Here is a 20,261-nt window from a genome sequence, read left to right as displayed (position 1 = left end):
TTAGTATCTTAGCCCCTTACTTAGAGATATATTTCCCCTTAACAATATCATTCGCGAAAATATTCAGATTGTTAAGCAACACTTTATTTGTGGTCATGATGTTTGTTGTCTGGTAAGCAGTATCTTTTTCATAGGCTTTTAATAAAGTCTCTAATTCAACTTCATCATAAAAAGCAAAAACATTATAAATGGCGTCTCTGAAGTTTCTGTAATTAATGCTTTCTGAAATCTCCATTGCTTTTTGCTCGTTCCAGCCTTCTTTGGCGGAAGCCTCATTTATTTTAGTTAAGCAATAATCAACAACATACGTTTTGTAATGAGTTGCTTCGATAATTCTGTCAACGATAATTTTATTTTGTTGAGTTGGCATTGCCGGTGGTGGCGGGTTGTTTTGAGAAATAGAAATTGCCGGAATAAAAAGACATAGCAATAAAGCTAAAAAGGCGAACTTTTTTAAATTTTTCATAGGTTATTTTAGTGTTTTTGGGCAGGGCTAAAATAGTATTTTTTATGATAAATTATCCAACTTGATTGTTAGAAATTGTAACAAAAAAAACTTCGATAGTACCGTTTTTTTAAATAGGCACTATCGAAGTTGATATGTAATTTTTAAGATTATTTTTTTAAAATTTCTGCTAAAGCTTTTTTTCCACTCTCGTTCTTCGGGTCAAGTTCAATAGATTTCGTGTAATTTTCAATAGCCAGCTTTTTATCTCCATCGGCTAAATAAGCTTCGCCCAGACTGTCGTAAACATTTCCTGATTTGGGAAAATTTTCTACATTGATTTTGAAGGCTTCAATAGCTTCCTTCTTTTTTCCATTTTGTAATAAAACGTATCCAACTCTGTTTATATCGGCTTCTTTAATACCATAAATGGGGTCTTTTTTTAATTTTTTATAAAGCTCTGTACCAGCGATTGCACCATTTTCTGAATAAACGTCTAAAAGTTCAAGTGCCATTGATTTTTTAGGTTCATTAAAAGGCTGATTGTATAAAATTGCTCTGATGCCCTCGTTCATTTCACCTAAAATTGTTCCGCCAGTGTTATTTAATAAGACTACTAAATTCTTATCTGCAGGTACTCGCGAAATAATAGTGTTAAAGCCGTTGATGCCACCTCCGTGTTCAATAATTTTCAATTTAGCCTTGTCTGCGTTTGAAGCTTCTTCTAAAAACCAGCCATATCCGTAAGCACTATCGCCCCCTGTACTAATATAGGGTTTGAACAATAAATCCATTGATTTTTGTGAAAGCAATTTAGTAGTATAAAGTGCCTGATCCCACAAATATAAATCTTCAACAGTCGAATATAATGATCCTGCGGCATACGGAATACTCATATCTAAATAAGCAGAATTGATAATTTTTTTGCCTTGTTTTTCATATCCGGCAGCTCTGTTTTTTAGTATGATGTCGCTGTGGTCATATCCTGTGTTTGCCATTTTTAAAGGCGTAAGAATGGTTTCCTGCAAATATTGTTCGTAGGTTTTGCCTGAAATTTTTTCGATAATGTATCCTAATAAAAAATATCCGGAATTACTATAGTTGAATTTTTCACCAGGCGTAAATTCAAGTGGTAAACTCGAAAATGTTTTTACAAACTCTTCAGGCGAATAAGAATTTCTGCTTTTCTCTTTAAAGAAATTCGGAGCTGAAGTATAATTTGGAATTCCTGACGTATGCGTTAGCAAATGATGAATTGTTATTTTGTCTCCGTTTGCTTTTGGATAATCTGGTAAATAAGTGGTGATGGGAACATCAAGTTTTAGTTTTCCATCTTCGGCTAATTTTACAATTAAAAAGGCTGTAAATTGTTTACTAATAGAACCTAATCTAAATTTGGTGTCGGGTTGGTTTGGAATATTCCATTCCATGTTGGCGGAACCATATCCTTTTTTGAAAATGACTTTTCCGTTTTCTGATACCAGGGCAGATCCGTTAAATTGTCCGTATTCGTTGTATTTGCTTAAAAGTTGGTCAATTTTTTTTGCTTTGTCTTGTGCTGCCAGACTAAAAGTGGATAGCGTGGCTATAAAACACACTGCAATTAGTTTAATTGATTTGTTCATGGTGATTGATGATTATTGATTAAGGTTAATGATTCGGTAGTTGATTTTTTGATTGATTATTGAAACTGCTTAATTATCTGAAATTTAATTTGTTATGCGAATGTACAAATTAAAATGATGATGCTATTCGTGTTTGATTCTTGTTAGACGATTCAAATGCGATTTGGTTTCACAGCAATCTGCTTTTTTTTGTTTTTCTTTAAAAATAATAAATGGGACAAAAAAAAAGAGCTATTTTTTAATAGCTCTATGTTCATAACTAACAATTCTTTTCAATACCCAATCTTTGTCTTTTCTCTCCCAAATATGAACAAATTTTCCAGTTCCGGTAGGTTTTCCATTAACATAGAAAGTGTGTTCGCCAATTTGTACGGCTCCAAAATCACCTAATTTATCTATAGTACAAGAATTTAATTTTCTGGTCAGTTTTTCAGTCCTTCCACATTTATCTAGTAGTGATTTTATTTCATTTCCTTTTGAGGTGTTTAATCCGGATCGATCATCGTAAAATTCTATATCATCAGCTATTATTTTTTTGAAAAGCGCCGCATCACATTGATTGAAAGAGACATCAAATAATAAACTGTCCATTTTCATGATTTCTGTTTTTAAAATATCCATTTTTAAAACTTCAGTATTGGTCTGCGCTTTTGCTTCTCTGCTTAAAAAAAGCATGAAAAGCATTAATATATTCATCATGGGTTCCATAGTTTTGATTTTCTTGCTGTTCATTATTTCGTTTCAATATCAATTAGTTTTTGCCCATTTTTTCCAAGATAATTCAAAAGAAGCTTTTCATAAACTTTGTAGCCATCGTCAACGTTGGTAAAAATGAGTAAGCCTTGTTTTGTTTTTGGAAGAAGAAAAAACAGTGTTTGAACACCTTGGTCAGCGCCACCGTGCGACAAGGCGTAATTATCATTTCCTAAGTCATAAATCTCAAAACCCAAACCAAAGTATTTGTCTTTTTTATTTTGAGTCACCTGATGCGAATTCATCTCTTCAAAAACCTTTTTACTCAAACCGTCGCCATTCATGACACTGCATAAAAAAGTGCCATAATCCTGAATTGTAGTTAATAAATCATCGGCGGCATTTGCGGTTTTGTTTTTAACGGGTTCGTAAGCGTTTCCTTTGTTGCCGTAGTTAACCGCATATCTGGAAACATCGCTTATGTCATTCCAAATAAATTTTGTGTCATTCATTTTTAGTGGTTTAAAAATCAATTCATTCGCTAATTGATCTAATGTTTTGTGAAATTTCTTTTCTAAAGCTCGTCGCAAATATTCCATTCCTTCACCTGAGTATGAGTATTGAGTTCCTGGTTTAAATTTGAAATCTAGTTTTTTAGATTGATTCATAAATCTCCAGTTCGGGAAACCAGTTTGGTGGCTTAAAATGATTCTTGTAGTTAACAATTTATGGTTCGGATCATTGGCAATATCCGGATCGATCCAATACTTGTCTAAAGGCTCGTCTAAATTCCATTTTCCCTGACTTACTAATTTCAAAGCCACGATTGTTGTGACCGGTTTGGTTAATGAAGCGACATTCCAAATAGTGTTGTAGGGCGCAGCAACTCCCTTTTTAAGTTCACCAAATACTTTTATTTCCTGAAGTTTTCCGTTGTTGATAATTCCAATTCCTAAAGTTGGAATATTATTTTGTTGCAGCCATTTTGTGATTTCCTCATCATTGTCAAAAATGGTTGATGTGGTTCCGGCTGTGCTGGTATTTTGATGGTCGTAACTAAAGGATCTTTTTAATTTCCAGATACCATTTTCTAAAAGCCAAACGTGAGTAAATTTAGCTGTACTGCCAAAATGTTCTTTTGCATCTGAGAGCGATTCATTTTTACCTACCGATTTTTCATAAAATTGATGAATACCCATTTGTATCGCGCCATATAAAACACCTTTTTTGTATAAAGGATAGACTTCAGTAGAATTTGGCACCAAATATCTCCGGGATTGATAGGTTCCGGTATTGGCGCACAAGCCTTTTTTTAATGTTTGTAGAAATTTGTTTTTATCAGAAATACTGTCTTTGTCGTGATAAAATTCAAAATCGTTGGCTAATAAATTTTCAAACTGTTTTATGTCGCAAGTATTGAAGCCAACATTAAAAAGAAGGCTGTCTTTGGACATGATGGTTTTGTATAATTCCGAGTTTTTTTCTTCCTGGGAAAATCCAAATTGGATTTGGAAGAACAGGATTCCAATTAAAAAGCTTTTTAAATGGAAAATTGATTTGTTGATTTTCATTTTGTGATTGATTATGATTGATGATTTTGCAAAACTAAATCAATCCTAATTCTCAAAATTGTATAAATGCGAAATGTTATCTTTTTTTGGAAAGAAAATACAAATCTGAATTGAACATTTTCGGAGTTGTTTTCGTCACATCTTTGAATTGTTTTATAAAATGCGACTGATCAAAATATTGATTGTAAAGTGCAACATCGGTTAGTTTTAATTTATCCAACCCAGAATTCACCATTTGATCGACCGATTTTCTGAATTTCAGAATCTGAATGTATTTTTTAATCGTTAGTCCGGTTGCCGATTTAAATTTAATTTGAAGTATTCGCTGCGAAGCATTTAAACTTTTCCCGATGTCTGAAACGGAAATCTCTTCATTATGAAGTTTGATGATTTCGCAGATTCTTTCAATTGTATTTTTTGAGGTATTAATAGAATATAATTTTTCAAAGTAGGTATTAATCGTATTTAATAAAACAGAAATATCGCTGTTTAAATTTACTTTAAAAGGCAATTCAGCCGAATCTATTTTGATTATAGAATCGGTAAAATTGTTTAAATCATACTTTGGAAAAAACGAAAGTGTCCAGGCGTGTAGTTGTATAATGGTAACTTTAGTTTTCGGCTGAATATTAACCAAAACCTTGTTGGTCATTTGCGAACAAAAGTAAAAACCTTCGTCCATTACATATTTGTTTTTGCTGGTATGAACTTCTATTGCATTTCCACTCACAATTGCAAGATTAAAACAGCCATTGGGTAAAACGAGTTTGTTTTCAATGAGGCTTTCGCCAGTGCTGTTGTCAAGACACCAAATTTTATTGACGAACCTTTCGCAAGTTTTGCTGACATAATGTTCGGAATATAGGTTCATGTGGTTTTTATAGTAAAGTGCAGCTTTAGCTTCCTTATTCTAATTTAACTTGGGCTGACTGAATTTTTAGTGAATTTACTAATTCTTTAAATGAATTAACATACTTATCAAATTCAATTTTGTCTTTAGTTGACAGTACTGCAGTGAATATGCTTGTTTTAGATTCTATAACAAGTAGAGCTTCTGTTCTTGAATCAGGATAAATGTAACAAACTAGTCTATAGTTTCCAGTTAAGAAATTATCTGCTTTGATGTTTTGAAATTTAAAATCTAATTGTTCAATTTTTACATCTGGAATATTATTTTTTAATCCCGAATTATTTCCTTCAATCCACAAGTTTAAGTCAGGGGCTGAATCGTAATCTAATCCATAAACATACATGTAAGTCATATCACTAACATTAGTTTCATCAGGTTTTATTAGAAAAGGGATTTGATCATTCTGGGCTTGAATCCAATTTTTAGGAATGTCTACAAAAATTAAGTGTTTCCTTCCGGTCAGCATTTTTGTTTGTGCATATGAATTTAAGCAACATGTAAGAACTAAAAGGAGTAGAACAATTTTTTTTATCATAAGATTTTATAGAAAAATAGTTGATTTAAATCAGTTTTTCAGAAGAAAAAAGAGGTTTTTATGAGGAGCTAAAATAGTAATTTAATGAGTAAAAAAAGGATGAATAAATTCATTAAAATATTCTCTCTTAGTATTTTTCCATTCCTCCAAAATTACACTATAGTAAACATCATCTTTACTCTTCCCTTCAGAATCAACATAATTATTTCTAAAGACACCCTCTTTAATCGCACCCAGTTTCTCAATTGCTCTTTGTGATTTTTTGTTCTCTAAGTCAGCACTAAATTGTATTCTTTTAAATTGAATTTTTTCGAAACCAAAATTCAATAACTCATATTTACAAGCTTTGTTCAAACCCGTTCCCTGAAATGCTTTTCCGTACCAGGTCCAGCCAATTTCGCATTTTTGACTTGCGTGATTTAAGTAGCCGTATCTTGTACTTCCGGCAACTTTATTGGTGGCTTTATCAATAATTAAAAAAGGATAACAAATTCCGTCTGCTTTTTGTTTTAAAGTATTTTGAATATAGTTTTCAAAGTCAGTCTCGGTTCGCACATACATTCCCATATATTTCCAGATTTCATCATCAAAAATGATTTCTTTGAGTTCGATGTTTCTTTCGTTTTCAAATGGAAGTAATAAAACGCGTTCGTTTTCTAAAATGATGTTTGATTGTAAAAGCAGACTGTTCATTGGATTAGTTTTAGGTTTTGCCACAAAGTCACAAAGTCGCAAAGTTTTTTTCTCGCAGATCTCACAGATCTGGCTGATTTTTTTTAAATCATTTTAATCCTTTAATCTGTGGCTATAAAAAACTTTGCGCGTTTGCTCCCGATAGTTATCGGGATTGCGGGATTATTTCTTTAGCGAAAGTAGCGTTTTTCGGATTTCTAATAAATCTATAAAAACGAGATTTTGTTATGAAAACGAGTGCTGCATGAGGGATAGAAACGGCATCTCCCGATTTAGAAAAACAAGGCTTTTTAGCCGTAGTTTTTGTTAATTGGGAATATAGTGGATAGCCCGACCCGCTTTTTTCGGCGGGTCATGCCCATATAAATCATAAATATTTCCTTTATTTTTAAGCTCTTGTAGAATTATTACTTATTTTTACGATCTTATATTTAGATTTTTCTTGATGCAAACTTCACTAAAAATTGCTGTTGTAGGTTCTGGATTAGTAGGATCGTTACTGGCAATTTATCTTAAAAAAGCAGGCCACACCGTTCATGTTTATGATCGTAGTCCTGATATTCGCAAAATTAATTTTTCGGGTCGTTCTATTAATCTGGCTATGTCTAATCGTGGCTGGAGGGCGCTTGACGGTGTTGGCGTTGGAGATGCGGTTCGTGAAATCGCGATTCCGATGGGAAAACGTGCCATTCATTTGGTCGATAAACTCAATTTTCAGAATTACGGGCAGGAAGGCGAATCCATTTATTCGATTTCGAGGGGAACTTTAAATCGGAAAATGATTGATCTTGCTGAAGAAGCCGGAGCAGAATTTTTGTTTGACCAAAAAATCTGGGATGTGACACTGAGTGATGCGACTTTGCATATTGGCGAAACCGAAAGAGGCGAGTGGGAAGAGAAGAAATACGATATGGTTTTTGGTGCCGATGGCGCTTTTTCAAGAATTCGTCACCGAATGCAGCGCCAGAGCATGTTTAATTATTCGCAGGAATTTTTGAATATGGGCTACAAAGAATTAAATATTCCGGCCAATCCTGATGGTACTCATAAACTGGACAAAAACTCCTTTCATATTTGGCCACGCGGTAAATACATGTTGATTGCGCTGCCTAATTTAGACGGAAGTTTTACCTGTACCTTATTTATGCCTTTTGAAGGTGAAAATTCGTTTGAATCGCTGACTGACCGAAAAATGGTGGAAGATTTCTTCGAGAAAAATTTTCCGGATTCGATTGAAGTGATTCCGAAGCTGGCTGAAGATTTCTTTAAGAATCCGACCAGTACTTTAGTAACCATGAAATGTTTTCCGTGGACGTACGAAGATAAAATTGCTTTAATTGGAGATGCCTGTCATGCCATTGTACCATTTTATGGACAAGGAATGAACGCCGGTTTTGAAGATATCACAGTTTTAAACGAAATGATCGAAAAGTACGGAAACGACTGGAAGAAAATTTTCTCTGAATATCAAATTTCCCGTAAACCAAATGCCGATGCTATTGCCGAACTTTCATACCGAAATTTCATGGAAATGAGTACAAAAACGGCTGATGAGAAATTCTTGCTTCAAAAGAAAATCGAAAAGGCATTCTCTGATAAACATCCAGATAAATGGATTCCGTTATACAGTCGTGTAACTTTTAGTGATCGCCCATATGCCGAAGCTTTGGCAATTGGCGATTTCCAAAACGGAATTATGGAAGAAGTCTTGAAATTAGATAATATTGAAAATGTGTGGAACACGCCAGAAGTCGAAAATAAGATTCTGGAGTTGTTGCAGAAATAATTTTCAATGTTAATAACAATTACAATATCAAAAATCCAATTAAGAATTGGGATTGATATTGTAATTGATTTTTAATATTGCAATTGATTCTTTTATTTTTTAAAGATTTTTGACAAAACGCCAAAAACACCTCTAATAAAGGTAGCGCTTGTAACCACTTTCAAAACCGATTTCCCAACAACACTTGCGGTGCTAGGCTCAGATTTAGATGATTTTGCTGGTGCTTGTTCTTCTTGCTCTGCTGCAGCTTGTGTAGCCTCTTCTATTTTTTTGGTTAACAATTCGTAAGCACTTTCTCTGTCAATTTCTTCATTATATTTTTTAACCAGTTTTGATTTGCTGTTTATTTCGTCGATTTCTGTTGAGGTCAAAATATCCATTCTGCTTTCTGGTGCACGCATCATGGTGGCGACAAGCGGAGTAGGAACTCCTTTTTCATTTAAAGCCGTTACCAAAGCTTCTCCAATTCCTAAACTAGTAAGCAATTCCTCTGTTTTATAATAGGCAGAAGTTGGATAATTATCGGCCGTTTTTTTAATTGCCTGACGATCGTTTGCTGTGAAAGCACGTAAAGCATGCTGGATTTTTAATCCTAACTGTGCCAAAACACCACTCGGAACATCCATTGGGTTTTGCGTTACAAAATAGATACCAATACCTTTAGAACGAATCAGTTTTACAATAGTTTCAATTTGTTCTAATAATACTTTACTGGCTTCGTTGAAAATTAAATGAGCTTCATCAATAAAGATCACTAATTCAGGTTCTTCAGCATCTCCTTTTTCGGGCATTTTCTGGTAGATTTCAGCCAATAAACTCAACATAAAAGTGGAGAACAATTTAGGTTTGTCCTGAATATCTGTTAAACGAATGATATTCACATAACCTTTTCCGTTTTCATCGATTCGCATCAAATCATCTATTTCAAAAGACAATTCTCCAAAAAACAAGTCTGCACCTTGTTGTTCCAATTCAATTATTTTTCTTAAAATCGTTCCGGTTGTTGCAGTTGAGATTTTGCCATAATTAGCTGCAATTTCGTCCTTACCTTCTTCTGTAATATAATTGATTACTTTTTTAATGTCTTTTAAATCTAGTAAAGGCATTTGGTTATCATCGCAATACTTAAAAATTACAGCAACAACACCGGCCTGAGTATCATTAAGATCCAAAATTCTTGAAAATAATACCGGACCAAATTCAGAAACAGTCGCGCGCAAACGAACGCCGTCTTGTTTTGATAATGACATTAATTCAACAGGAAAAGAAGCTACAGTATATGGTATGTTTATTTTTGTATGTCGCTCAGTAATAAAGCCTTCTTCTTTTCCTTCTTTTGCAATACCGCTAAAATCACCTTTTATATCCATCATCAAAACAGGAATTCCTGCATTAGACAATTGTTCCGAAAAAACCTGGATTGTTTTGGTTTTTCCGGTTCCGGTGGCACCGGCAATTAGTCCGTGACGATTTAGGGTTTTTAGCGGGATTTTGACATGAGCCTCTGCAATTGCTTCTCCATCGAGCATAGCGCCTCCCAAAGTGATACTGTCACCCTTAGAAAGATAGCCTGTGTTGATATCCTGAATGAAATTATCTTTTTTATTCATGTTTTTATTTGTAATTTAGATGATTATAAGACTATTGCTTGTTTTTTAAGAAATTGTGTAATTATTTTTTAGTAGGAAAAAGCTTTTTTCAATTAAAAATACAATAAAAAAAAATTTCGCAACTTTTTAAGAAGATATCAACGGAATCTTTGAATATTTACTAAAACGTTGTAATTTTCCCATAAATCACTCTGTTTTTTGTTTTATCAAAAAAAGAGACTGGGCAATTTAATGAGATATTTTTTAAATTGACGTTAAATTTCCTTCAATAAAATTAAAAAAAGTTTTTTTATTTAAACTAAACGTATAAATTTGCTCCTCTACAAGTTAAATATAACTAAAAAATAAAAATTATTTAAAACTATTAAAATTAAAAAAAATGGCAAACGTTAAAGTTAAAAAAGAAAGCACTTCAAATGGAGGAGGAATGATTACAGGAATCATTATCGCAGCGTGTATCGTAGTAGGGGTGTTTATTTGGAAATTCGTTATGGGGGCACCTGCTAACTTTGAAGGAGGAAATCCTGAAACAGGTCACCCAATCAATACATTAGGTATGGTATATAAAGGAGGATTTATTGTACCAGTATTATTAGGTATGTTTTTAATGGTTGTTGTTTTTTCAATCGAAAGATTTATTGTTATTGGTAAAGCTGCTGGTAAAGCTAACTTAGATAAATTCATGCAAAGTGTTCAGGCTAGCATTAAAGAAGGAAACATCGAGGCTGCTATCGCTTCATGTGACAAACAACAAGGTTCAGTTGCAAATGCAATTAAATCTGCTTTGATTAAATATCAAGATGTTAAAAAAGAAGGTTTCAACAGTGAAGAAGCTTCAGAAGTAATCCACAAAGAAATCGAAGAGGCAACTTCATTAGAAATGCCAATGTTAGAAAAAAACATGACTATTATCTCTACTTTAGTATCATTAGGAACTTTAGGAGGATTATTAGGAACTGTATCAGGGATGATTAAAGCGTTTGGTGCGTTAGCTTCTGCTGGAACTCCAGACCAGGCTGCTCTTGCAACAGGTATTTCTGAAGCACTTATCAACACTGCAACAGGTATCTCTACTTCAGTATTAGCTATTATTTCTTACAACTTCTTTACTGCTAAAATTGATGATTTAACTTACTCTATTGATGAGGCTGGTACTACAATTGTAAATACTTACAGAAGATTCAGAGGAAGTTTGAAACAATAATTAATTTTTGATATTAATAATAAGTATTACTTATATCAAAATAAAAATAAAAGAGAATGGCTAAAATAAAAATGAAAAAAAAGTCAACATCGACAGATATGACTGCCATGTGTGATGTTGCGTTCCTTTTGCTTACGTTCTTTATTTTGACCGCTACTGCTAAGGTGCCTGAAGCACTTCCTGTAGATATGCCTTCTTCTACTGTACAAAGTAAATTACCAGATTCAGATTTGGCAATTATCTCAATAGGAAAAGGTGCAGATGGGAAAAGCAAAGTGTTTTTTGACATTAAAGGAAGAGAGCTTCGTAAAAGAACTCTTGAAGGAATGGGTGCAAAATTCGGTGTGACTTTTTCAGAAGATGACAAAACTAAATTTGCTTTAATGGATGACTTCGGTGTTCCTGTTGCAAATTTAAAAGATATCATTGCTTTGAAAGCGTCTGATAGAGTGAAAGCAAATCAACCTGGAATTCCAATCGATTCTTTAGACAATCAATTAAAAGAATGGCTTTTGGTTTCAAGAAGAGCCGCTATTGATCTTGATGATAAAGAATTGCAGATTGCAATTAAAGGAGATGCTAAAGAACAGTATCCACAAATCAAAAAGATTATGGATATTCTACAAGATCAAAAAATCAATTCCTTTAACTTAGTTACTGGTATGAGAGGAAAAGACTTTTAATTAAAAAAGATACACTAAAATGGCTGAATTAAATACCGGCGACGGTGGTGGCGGAAAAGGTGGTAAAGTAAGAAGTAAAAAGCAAAATTCTAAAGTCGATTTAACGGCAATGGTGGATTTGGCATTCTTATTGATCACATTCTTTATGTTAACCACATCGTTGTCAAAACCTCAATCGATGGATTTGTCTTTGCCAAATAAAGATGAGGATCCTACCAAAAATAAAGATATTAAGGTAGATGAGAATCGTACAATGACAGTGATGTTAGGGGAAAATAATAAGATGATTTATTATATGGGATTATTAGAGTCTCCTATAGCGGGGCCTAAAGATATTACATATGGTAAAGATGGGATTCGTAGAGAAGTTCTTAAAAGAAAAAAATCAGTTCTAGAATATTCTGCTGCGCAAGGGAAACCTAAAAACGGAATCATTGTTATTATCAAACCAACAAAAAAATCAACTTATAGAAATTTAGTTGATATGTTGGATGAAATGGCTATTGCTGGAGTAGAAACTTATGCGATTGTTCCTGAGTTTACACCGGAAGAAACTAAACTGATAGATAAAAAATAAGAGGTATCTTGTTTTTAACATCCTAATAATCAAGAAAAATGAAATTAGATATAATTAAAAATCAGTGGCTTGATATCGTATTCGAAGGACGTAATAAGATATATGGTGCATATGAGTTAAGAAAATCGAACAGTAAAACTACGGTAAAAGCACTTATCATAGGTTCTGTTATTTTTGCCTTTGCTGTAGCAGCTCCTCTTATTGCTAGTTTTTTGCCAGATTCTGGTGAAGATGAAGTGAATAACGATATTAAAATCGCCACAGTAAAATTACCTCCTAAAAAAGAGGAAGTAAAACCGAACCAACCACCACCGCCACCACCACCACCAAAAGTGGATCAGGTTAAGTTTGTGAAACCGGTTGTTGCTAAGGCAAATGAAGTTACAGAAGATCCTCCAAAAATTGAGGAACTTAAAGATAAAAAGGTTGGAGATCAAACTATTAAAGGAGATCCGGATGCAGTTTTAACTGTTGATGAGCCAGTAGGTACTGGAACTGCTGCAGTAGTAGAAGAAGATAACCAAGTATACAACACAGCTGGTATCGAAGTAAAACCAGATTTCCCTGGAGGAATTGAGAAATTCTACAAATTCGTAGGAAACAATTACAAGACTCCGGAAGAAGAAGGTTTAAAAGGTAAAGTTTATGTTACTTTTGTAGTTGAAAAAGACGGTTCATTAACCGACATTAAAGTTTTAAGGGATATCGGTTACGGTACAGGAGCAGAAGCAATTCGTGTTCTTAAAAAATGTCCAAAATGGACTCCTGGCGAGCAAAATGGTAAAAAAGTTAGAGTACTTTACTCTCTTCCTATTACTATTCAATCTGCAGAATAATGTTAAAAGATATGCTTAATAATATTCAGAAGAAATCGCTCAAAGAGCGATTTCTTCTTGTTTTAGGAATACTGTTTTTTTTAATATATCTTGTGCTGGGTTTAATGATTATGTTCTGGAAGAAATTGCCATTAGATATGGAACCTAAATACAGATATGCTTTTGGTGGCTTGTTGATCGTTTATTCAGCAATCCGTTTTCTGAGATTAATCAATTCAAACGCAGAGTAAATATGTTAAAATATAGTAGAGTTTTCGGTTTGGTAGTTTTTGTTTTTTTGTTTGCCATGTGCAACCAAAAAAGCAAGAATGAATCAGAGAAAGAGACAATTCTAAAAGGATCTATTGCTATTACAGTGGATGAAACTGTAAAACCAATTGTAGATGATCAGGTCGCTGTTTTTGAAGGGACTTACTATGATGCTAAAATTGCAGTTAAACCAAAATCTGAAGCAGAGGTTATAAATGATTTATTAAATCAGAAAGCTAAAGTTGTCATTACGACCAGAGATTTGACTAAAGCTGAATTACAGGGGTTTGAAAAGAGTAAAATTAAGCCAAGAGTTACTCGATTCGCAACAGATGCAATTGCTTTAATTTCGAACAAGAACAATAATGATACATTAATTGCGTTGAAAACTGTAATCGATTTTATGCAAGGTAAGGCCGATCCAAGAATTAAGGGACTTGTTTTTGATAATCCCAATTCTAGTACAGTACGTTATATGAAAGAATTGGCCAAAGTTAAGGATGTTCCAAAAACTGGTGTTTTCTCTTTTAAAACAAACGATGAAGTTATTAAATTTGTTTCGGAGAATGATGGAATGATTGGTGTTGTAGGAGTGAATTGGTTATCACAACCTTCTCCAACAATGGCAGAAACAATTAAAAAAATTAATATTTTAAGTGTAAAAGGCTTAAATGATGCTACATACTACAGCCCAAGTCAAAATGACCTGGCAGAAGTAAAATATCCTTTGGCACGTGATTTGTATATTATAAATTGTCAGGGGTATTCCGGATTAGGAATGGGGTTTGCTTCATTCATTGCCGGAGAGATTGGACAAAGAATTGTTTTGAAATCTGGATTATTGCCAGTCAGAACTCCGGGAAGAAAGCTTAAAATTAGAAGTCAGATTATAAACGATAAAGAATAAATTAATTACAATAAAGATGAATAAATTTAAAATTTTTAGTCTTGCCTTAGTTGCTTCAGCTTCTGTTGCAAAAGCGCAAGATATAAACCAGGCCAAAAAGGCAATTGATGCTGAACAATTTGAGAAAGCTAAATCTTTGCTGAAATCAATCATCAAAGCTAAACCATCAGATGGAGAAGCTGATTTTGTTTTAGGTAATGTCTATTTAAATCAAACTATTGTTGATTCTGCTAAAATTTATTACTTAAATGGATTAGAGGCAGCAGATCATAAAAATTTAAACTATATTGGTTTAGGTCAATTAGATCTTGATGCAAAAAATGCAGCTTCGGCTCAGGCTAATTTTGGTTTGGCTACAAAAGATATGAAGCGTAAAGATGTAAATGAATTTATTTACATTGGTAGGGCTTATATGAATTCTACAAATCCTGATTATACAAATGCAATTGCTAGTTTAAAGAAAGCTTTATTACTAGAGCCTCAAAATGCAACTGCACTTTTGGCAATTGGTGATGCTTATTATGGAGCAAACAATCAAAATGACGCTTACAAAGCGTATCGTGACGCATTTACTGCAGATCCAACTCTTTTAAGAGCAAAAATGCAATTAGGTGTTTTATTAAAAGGTGCTAAATCTTATGATGAAGCGATTAAATCTTTCAATGAAGTTATCGCTATTGATGCTAATTACGGACCTGTGTACAGAGAGTTAGCTGAAACGTATTACAAATGGGCTAGAAATAAACCTTCTACAAGACAGGTAAATTATCAAAAAGCAATTCAAAACTACGAGAAATACCTGAGTCTAACGGATTATTCTATGAACTCTAGAATGCGTCATGCAGATTTCTTGATTTTAGTTGAAGACTATAAAGCGCTTGAAAAAGAAGCTAACAAAATGATTGAATTGGATAAAGTGAATCCTAGAATTTACAGATATTTAGGATATTCTGCTTATGAAAATGGTAATTATGATGTTGCGATTAAATCATTAGAAGATTACATGAAAGTGCCTTCTAACAAAGTTATTGCAAAAGATAATTTATACTTAGGTTTTGCTAAAATTAAAAAAGGAACTGATGCTGCTGGTGTAGTTGATCCTGCTGCTTTTGATGCTGGTTTAGCTGAAATTAAAAAAGCAGTTGCTGTAGAGCCATTAGCTGTTGAAGATCTTGGAGATTTTGGTAAAGAATTGTTTGGTAAAAAACAATACAACCAGGCTGCTTCAATTTATGAATTGAGTACTACAAATACAGAGCAAAAAAATTATCTAAATGATAATGTATATTATGGTATTTCTCTTTACTATGCAAATGCAAATAAAGAAAAAACGGCTATTGATGCAGCTGGTTTAGCGAAGGCTGATGCTGCTTTTGACAGAGTATTAGTTGCTTCTCCAACTTATGATGAGGCTTACTTGTACAAAGGAAGAATCAATAACTTGTTAGAAAAAGATGATTTAATTATCAAAAACTACGAAGAGTACATTACTAAAACAACTGCAAAAGGTGCTGAAGAATTAGCAAAACCTGCAACAGTTAAAAAAGTTGTAGAATCGTATAATTCAATTGGTGCTGCATATGCTAACACTGACAAAGCAAAAGCTATTGAGTATTTCAATAAAAGTTTAGTTTTAGATCCAACTAACGCTTACGCTACTCAATCTGTGAAAGCTTTAAAATAATAAAAGTTATTTAACTTAATATAAAACCGATAGTTCCTTTGAACTGTCGGTTTTTTTTGTTCCGTATTTAATTGACTATCTTTGCACTTTAAAATAAAATAATGTTATCAAAAGAAATACAATTAGAGGTTAATAAAGGAGCGATGTTGCCTTTGATGGAAGAGTTTTACACCATTCAGGGAGAGGGTTTCCATACAGGAACAGCTGCATACTTTATTAGAATTGGTGGTTGCGATGTGGGTTGCCACTGGTGTGACGTGAAGGAAAGTTGGAATGCAGAATTGCATCCACCAACTAGTGTTGATTTGATTGTGGAAAATGCTTCAACTTATGCTGATACTGTTGTGATTACCGGAGGAGAGCCTTTAACCTGGGACATGAGTTTGTTAACTCAGCGATTAAAGGATAAAAAATTAAAAGTTCATATTGAAACTTCAGGTGCTTATCCGCTTTCGGGAACCTGGGATTGGATTTGTCTTTCGCCCAAGAAAAATAAATTGCCTACTCAAACCGTATATGATAATGCGCATGAGTTAAAAGTAATTATTTATAATAAGCACGATTTTATTTTTGCAGAAGAGCAAGCGGAATTGGTAAATGATAATGCAATTTTATTCCTGCAGCCAGAATGGAGTAAAAAAGAAGAAATGACTCCGCTAATTGTTGATTATGTAATGAACAATCCAAAATGGAGAGTTTCGCTTCAGACACATAAATATTTGAATATTCCTTAAATAGATAAAAAAAATCTCTTCAGTTGAAGAGATTTTTTGTTTATGGCTATTTGTATACGCTGTGTAAAAAAGAAACAACTTTGGTTATTTCCAGTTTTTATCTTTCTTTAAAGTGGTAATGTGAGCCAAATGATGATTTCCATGCCAGGCATAGGTTCCGATAATTTGTTTAATTTGATATTCACAATTGTTTTCCGGATGTATAAAAGATTTTTCTAAATCAGTTTCTGATAAATTTTTCATTATAAAGGTTAAGCGATAATGTAATCCTTCCATTAAACTTAAGGTTGGTTGAATTGGCATTTTTAAATTATCAGGCAATTCAGCCCATAAAACTTCGTCGTATGCTTTTATGACTGGATTGTTTTCGGTCAAAGACCATTTTATTCTAATGAAGGCATTCATATGACTTTCCGCACAATGGTGAATTACTTGACGCACGGTCCATCCTCCCGGACGATAAGGTGTGTCTAATTGTTCGTCATTCAAATGAACCGTTTCTTTTTTGAGCCTTTCAGGAAAAGATTCGATTTCGGCAATTCTATCCGAAATATATTCAGCTGTATACATTTTAGGCGCTTCAAATTTTCCAATCGGAAATTTTACTTTTTCTAGATCTAATTCTTCCATAATAATGTAATAATATTTTTATATCGAAAGTTTAGCTAAATAATCATAATGCTCACCTTCTAAAATAAGTTCGCATTTTAGTCCGTTCGCAATAGCAGCGTTTTGTAATGTATTATAATCAAGATACAACCAATCAAAAGGTTCTTCTTTCTCTCCTTTATAAGAAATATTAAATACTAGTTCACCATAGTAATCGTTACTAGACGGAATCCACTTCCCTCCATCTTCATCTTCATCAAACATATAGATAATATCAGAGCTGTCTAATAAAATTTGACCTCCAGGATTCAAAAGCGATTTTAATTTTGATAAATATTTATTGCAATTATCTAGCTTTCCAAAAATTCCAACTCCATTCATTAATAATATAATGGTGTCAAATTTCTCTCCTTCAAAATCTAATATGTTCTGAACTTTAGCATTTTTAACACCACGAAGTTTACAGGTTGCTATTGCTTTTTCAGAAATATCAATAGAAGTTACCTCTAAATTTCGATCATTATGTAATGATAAACTGTGGCTTCCGGCTCCGCAGCCCACATCAAGAGTTTTTCCGGTAGCAAGTTGCAATGCTTTTTGTTCCAGTTTAGGCATTTCATTATAAGAACGAAATAAGTAATCGACGCTCATTTCATCTTCTTCAGAAATAGAAGTTTCTGTTATTATATCTTCAGGCGAATTATTAGTCTGAAAATCGTACATCGCCTTTCCAAAAAGATCTTTCATGGTAATTTAGTTCAAAGTTTAAGGTTTCAAGTTTAAAGTTGTTTAATTTTGCAAATCAACTTTAAATTTTAAACTTGAAACAAATTTTAAATAACTTAAATAAGTTAGCCAAAGATAAGCATATCGAAAACAAAAAGTATTTTGATAAGCTGAAAAAGAAGCAACCGAAGAATTTAGATTACGTCATGCAGGATTTGCATGATGCCGAATTTAAAAAAACGGATTGCCTGCAATGTGCCAATTGTTGTAAAACAACCGGGCCGTTGTTTACTTTGGCTGATATCGAAAGAATTTCAAAATCTTTCAGACAAAAGCCACAGCAATTCATTGAGCAATACCTTCGAATTGATGAGGAAAAAGATTATGTCTTAAAAAGTGTTCCCTGTACTTTTCTGGACAGCGAAAACTACTGTATGATTTATGACGTACGCCCAAAAGCCTGCAGGGAATTTCCTCACACAGATCGTAAAAAATTTCATCAGATTGCAGATCTTACTTTAAAAAACGTGGCAATTTGCCCCGCAGCATACAATATAGTAGAAGAAATGAAAAAGAAATTACCACTTTAGGACTTAAATGTTTTGTAATTGTTTTTCGGAACAATTCTTTTTTACTTTTTAAAATGTATTTTTGAACACTGATGCTTTACGAATAAAGACTAAACTACTAATCAGATAATATAAAAATTGAATCTAGAATATTTTATAGCGAAAAGACTTATTACTGCCAAAGATTATAAAAGCAGTATTTCAGCGCCAATTATAAAAATTGCCATTTCGGCTATTGCTATTGGTATTATTATGATGTTGGTTTCAGTAGCAACCGGTATAGGTTTACAGCAAAAAATACGTGATAAGGTTTCGGCTTTCAATGGTCAGGTTATTATTTCGAATTACGATAATAATAATTCTGAAGTAACTTTGGTGCCGATTTCTAAAAAACAAGATTTTTATCCCAATTTCAAATCAGTTCCCGAAGTGAAACATATTCAGGCAATAGCAAGTAAAGCCGGAATCATTCGAACAGAAAATGCTTTTGAAGGAATTATTTTCAAAGGAGTTGGTGCAGATTATGATTGGAATAATATAAAAGAATATTTAGTAGAGGGTAGATTACCTGATTTTACAAAAGAATTAAATGAAGAGGTTATAATTTCAAGATTTCTTGCTGATCGGCTTAATTTAAAAGTAGGAGATAAATTCAATACTTTCTTTATAAAAGAAGAACAGGGCAAAATGCCAAATAGTCGTCGATTTAAAATTACGGGGATTTTCAATTCAGGTTTCCAAAATTTCGATGCCACTTATATAATAGGAGACATTCGTCACATTCAACGAATAAATAAATGGACACCGGATCAAATTGGTGCTTTCGAAGTTTTTGTAAAAGACTTTAATAGTATTAAAGCAACAGGAGTTCAAATTTACGATCAAACATCGTCAAATCTTGATACAAAAACAATAATCGAAAAATACAGTTACATTTTCGACTGGCTTCAGCTTTTTGATTTTAACATAATAGTTATTCTTGCTGTTATGATTCTAGTAGCGACAATTAATATGGTTGTGGCATTATTGGTTCTTATTTTAGAGCGTACTCAAATGATCGGAATTCTAAAGGCGCTAGGAGCAAATAATTGGACAGTTCGCAAAATATTTTTGTACAATGCGTTTTACCTTATTATAAGAGGGCTCTTCTGGGGGAACCTAATTGGTATTTCGTTATTGTTGATCCAGCAGCAATTTGGAGTCATCCACTTAAATCCTGAAAACTATTATGTCAATGTAGCACCCGTATATATAAATTGGGGGTACATAATACTTTTAAATTTACTTACGGTTACGGTTTGTTTTTTGGTATTATTAATTCCTTCCTACATCATAACGAGGATTTCACCGGTAAAAGCAATTCGTTTCGATTAATTATTTGAAATATAACGATTCATAACCCGACAAGTTTTTAAAACTTGTCGGGTTTGTCTTTTTTGTACATATATAAAAAAGGATGGTTTTATACTATAATATATAAGAAGGATTTTTTAAAGAAGAACCATTGTTTTAATAAGGAGCTGTTTCCCGCTATCCGTTTCAATCTTTTGTGCCGAACCCCGGCACAAAAGGATTTCCACTTCTATCGGGGCTAGGGGAGTTGTTTTCAAAAGAA

The 20,261-nt window shown here is 33.2% G+C and carries 21 protein-coding genes; 11 read left to right on the top strand and 10 right to left on the bottom strand.

All coding sequences use genetic code 11. The annotated features are described in order from the left end of the window. Positions 1-16: 16 nt before the first annotated feature. From B0A65_RS00105 to B0A65_RS00075, 7 genes are all read right to left on the bottom strand, one after another. Positions 17-466 carry a hypothetical protein gene (locus tag B0A65_RS00105; RefSeq protein ID WP_074660975.1) on the bottom strand — a complete coding sequence of 150 codons (450 nt, stop codon included), beginning with the start codon at positions 464-466 and terminating at the stop codon, positions 17-19. A 149-nt stretch (positions 467-615) separates the two neighbouring features. Continuing rightward, positions 616-2,070 carry a serine hydrolase gene (locus tag B0A65_RS00100; protein ID WP_074660976.1) on the bottom strand — a complete coding sequence of 485 codons (1,455 nt, stop codon included), beginning with the start codon at positions 2,068-2,070 and terminating at the stop codon, positions 616-618. Between the two features lie 231 nt (positions 2,071-2,301). Then, a complete protein-coding gene (locus tag B0A65_RS00095; protein ID WP_242670203.1) occupies positions 2,302-2,769 on the bottom strand; it encodes a nuclear transport factor 2 family protein in 468 nt (155 codons plus the stop codon). A 32-nt stretch (positions 2,770-2,801) separates the two neighbouring features. Then, complete coding sequence (locus B0A65_RS00090) at positions 2,802-4,334, bottom strand: serine hydrolase (RefSeq protein WP_074660980.1); 1,533 nt, start codon at positions 4,332-4,334, stop codon at positions 2,802-2,804. 76 nt (positions 4,335-4,410) lie between these two features. Next, a complete protein-coding gene (locus B0A65_RS00085) occupies positions 4,411-5,205 on the bottom strand; it encodes a helix-turn-helix domain-containing protein (protein WP_074660981.1) in 795 nt (264 codons plus the stop codon). A gap of 34 nt (positions 5,206-5,239) precedes the next feature. Beyond that, positions 5,240-5,779 carry a hypothetical protein gene (locus tag B0A65_RS00080; protein WP_074660983.1) on the bottom strand — a complete coding sequence of 180 codons (540 nt, stop codon included), beginning with the start codon at positions 5,777-5,779 and terminating at the stop codon, positions 5,240-5,242. 81 nt (positions 5,780-5,860) lie between these two features. Next, complete coding sequence (locus tag B0A65_RS00075; protein WP_074660985.1) at positions 5,861-6,472, bottom strand: GNAT family N-acetyltransferase; 612 nt, start codon at positions 6,470-6,472, stop codon at positions 5,861-5,863. 445 nt (positions 6,473-6,917) lie between these two features. On the opposite strand from B0A65_RS00075, the gene B0A65_RS00070 reads away from it, so the two are divergent. After that, positions 6,918-8,258 (top strand): FAD-dependent oxidoreductase, encoded by a 1,341-nt coding sequence (locus B0A65_RS00070; RefSeq protein WP_074660986.1) that lies wholly within the window; start codon positions 6,918-6,920, stop codon positions 8,256-8,258. 92 nt (positions 8,259-8,350) lie between these two features. Here the strand turns inward: B0A65_RS00070 and B0A65_RS00065 are convergent, their stop codons facing one another. Next, on the bottom strand, positions 8,351-9,868 hold the full coding sequence (locus tag B0A65_RS00065) for a helicase HerA-like domain-containing protein (protein WP_074660988.1): 1,518 nt from the start codon (positions 9,866-9,868) through the stop codon (positions 8,351-8,353). Between the two features lie 379 nt (positions 9,869-10,247). Between B0A65_RS00065 and B0A65_RS00060 the strand changes: the two genes are divergently transcribed. From B0A65_RS00060 to B0A65_RS00025, 8 genes are all read left to right on the top strand, one after another. Beyond that, positions 10,248-11,072, top strand: coding sequence for a MotA/TolQ/ExbB proton channel family protein (locus B0A65_RS00060; protein ID WP_074660990.1), 825 nt, complete (start codon positions 10,248-10,250; stop codon positions 11,070-11,072). Positions 11,073-11,128: 56 nt separating this feature from the next. After that, entirely contained in the window at positions 11,129-11,755 is a 627-nt protein-coding gene (locus B0A65_RS00055; RefSeq protein WP_074660991.1) for an ExbD/TolR family protein, read from the top strand. Between the two features lie 19 nt (positions 11,756-11,774). Beyond that, a complete protein-coding gene (locus B0A65_RS00050) occupies positions 11,775-12,332 on the top strand; it encodes an ExbD/TolR family protein (RefSeq protein ID WP_074660993.1) in 558 nt (185 codons plus the stop codon). Between the two features lie 38 nt (positions 12,333-12,370). Continuing rightward, the gene (locus tag B0A65_RS00045; protein ID WP_074660995.1) at positions 12,371-13,168 is read left to right on the top strand and encodes an energy transducer TonB; all 798 of its coding nucleotides are present in this window, start codon (positions 12,371-12,373) and stop codon (positions 13,166-13,168) included. Further along, positions 13,168-13,398, top strand: a complete 231-nt coding sequence (locus B0A65_RS23425) for a hypothetical protein (protein WP_026983456.1) — start codon at positions 13,168-13,170, stop codon at positions 13,396-13,398. Before B0A65_RS00045 ends, B0A65_RS23425 begins: the two co-directional genes overlap by 1 nt. Before the next feature lie 2 nt (positions 13,399-13,400). Continuing rightward, the gene (locus B0A65_RS00035; RefSeq protein WP_074660997.1) at positions 13,401-14,324 is read left to right on the top strand and encodes a PstS family phosphate ABC transporter substrate-binding protein; all 924 of its coding nucleotides are present in this window, start codon (positions 13,401-13,403) and stop codon (positions 14,322-14,324) included. 16 nt (positions 14,325-14,340) lie between these two features. Beyond that, the gene (locus B0A65_RS00030; protein WP_074660999.1) at positions 14,341-16,008 is read left to right on the top strand and encodes a tetratricopeptide repeat protein; all 1,668 of its coding nucleotides are present in this window, start codon (positions 14,341-14,343) and stop codon (positions 16,006-16,008) included. A 101-nt stretch (positions 16,009-16,109) separates the two neighbouring features. Next, positions 16,110-16,742, top strand: a complete 633-nt coding sequence (locus tag B0A65_RS00025) for a 7-carboxy-7-deazaguanine synthase QueE (RefSeq protein ID WP_074661001.1) — start codon at positions 16,110-16,112, stop codon at positions 16,740-16,742. Between the two features lie 84 nt (positions 16,743-16,826). Here the strand turns inward: B0A65_RS00025 and B0A65_RS00020 are convergent, their stop codons facing one another. After that, a complete protein-coding gene (locus B0A65_RS00020; protein ID WP_074661003.1) occupies positions 16,827-17,372 on the bottom strand; it encodes a YfiT family bacillithiol transferase in 546 nt (181 codons plus the stop codon). Between the two features lie 18 nt (positions 17,373-17,390). Further along, positions 17,391-18,098 carry a class I SAM-dependent methyltransferase gene (locus B0A65_RS00015; RefSeq protein WP_074661005.1) on the bottom strand — a complete coding sequence of 236 codons (708 nt, stop codon included), beginning with the start codon at positions 18,096-18,098 and terminating at the stop codon, positions 17,391-17,393. Positions 18,099-18,172: 74 nt separating this feature from the next. Here B0A65_RS00015 and B0A65_RS00010 point away from each other — a divergent pair, with 74 nt between their 5' ends. Both B0A65_RS00010 and B0A65_RS00005 read left to right on the top strand, forming a co-directional pair. After that, positions 18,173-18,667 carry a YkgJ family cysteine cluster protein gene (locus tag B0A65_RS00010; protein WP_074661007.1) on the top strand — a complete coding sequence of 165 codons (495 nt, stop codon included), beginning with the start codon at positions 18,173-18,175 and terminating at the stop codon, positions 18,665-18,667. A 117-nt stretch (positions 18,668-18,784) separates the two neighbouring features. Then, positions 18,785-20,020 (top strand): ABC transporter permease, encoded by a 1,236-nt coding sequence (locus tag B0A65_RS00005; RefSeq protein ID WP_074661009.1) that lies wholly within the window; start codon positions 18,785-18,787, stop codon positions 20,018-20,020. The last annotated feature ends 241 nt before the right edge of the window (positions 20,021-20,261 follow it).

Origin of the sequence: Flavobacterium frigidimaris, assembly GCF_002217275.1 — a bacterium.
GTDB classification, from domain to species: Bacteria; Bacteroidota; Bacteroidia; order Flavobacteriales; family Flavobacteriaceae; genus Flavobacterium; species Flavobacterium aquidurense.
Note: the sequence above shows the minus strand (reverse complement) of the source record. Positions and strands in the feature narration are given on the sequence as shown.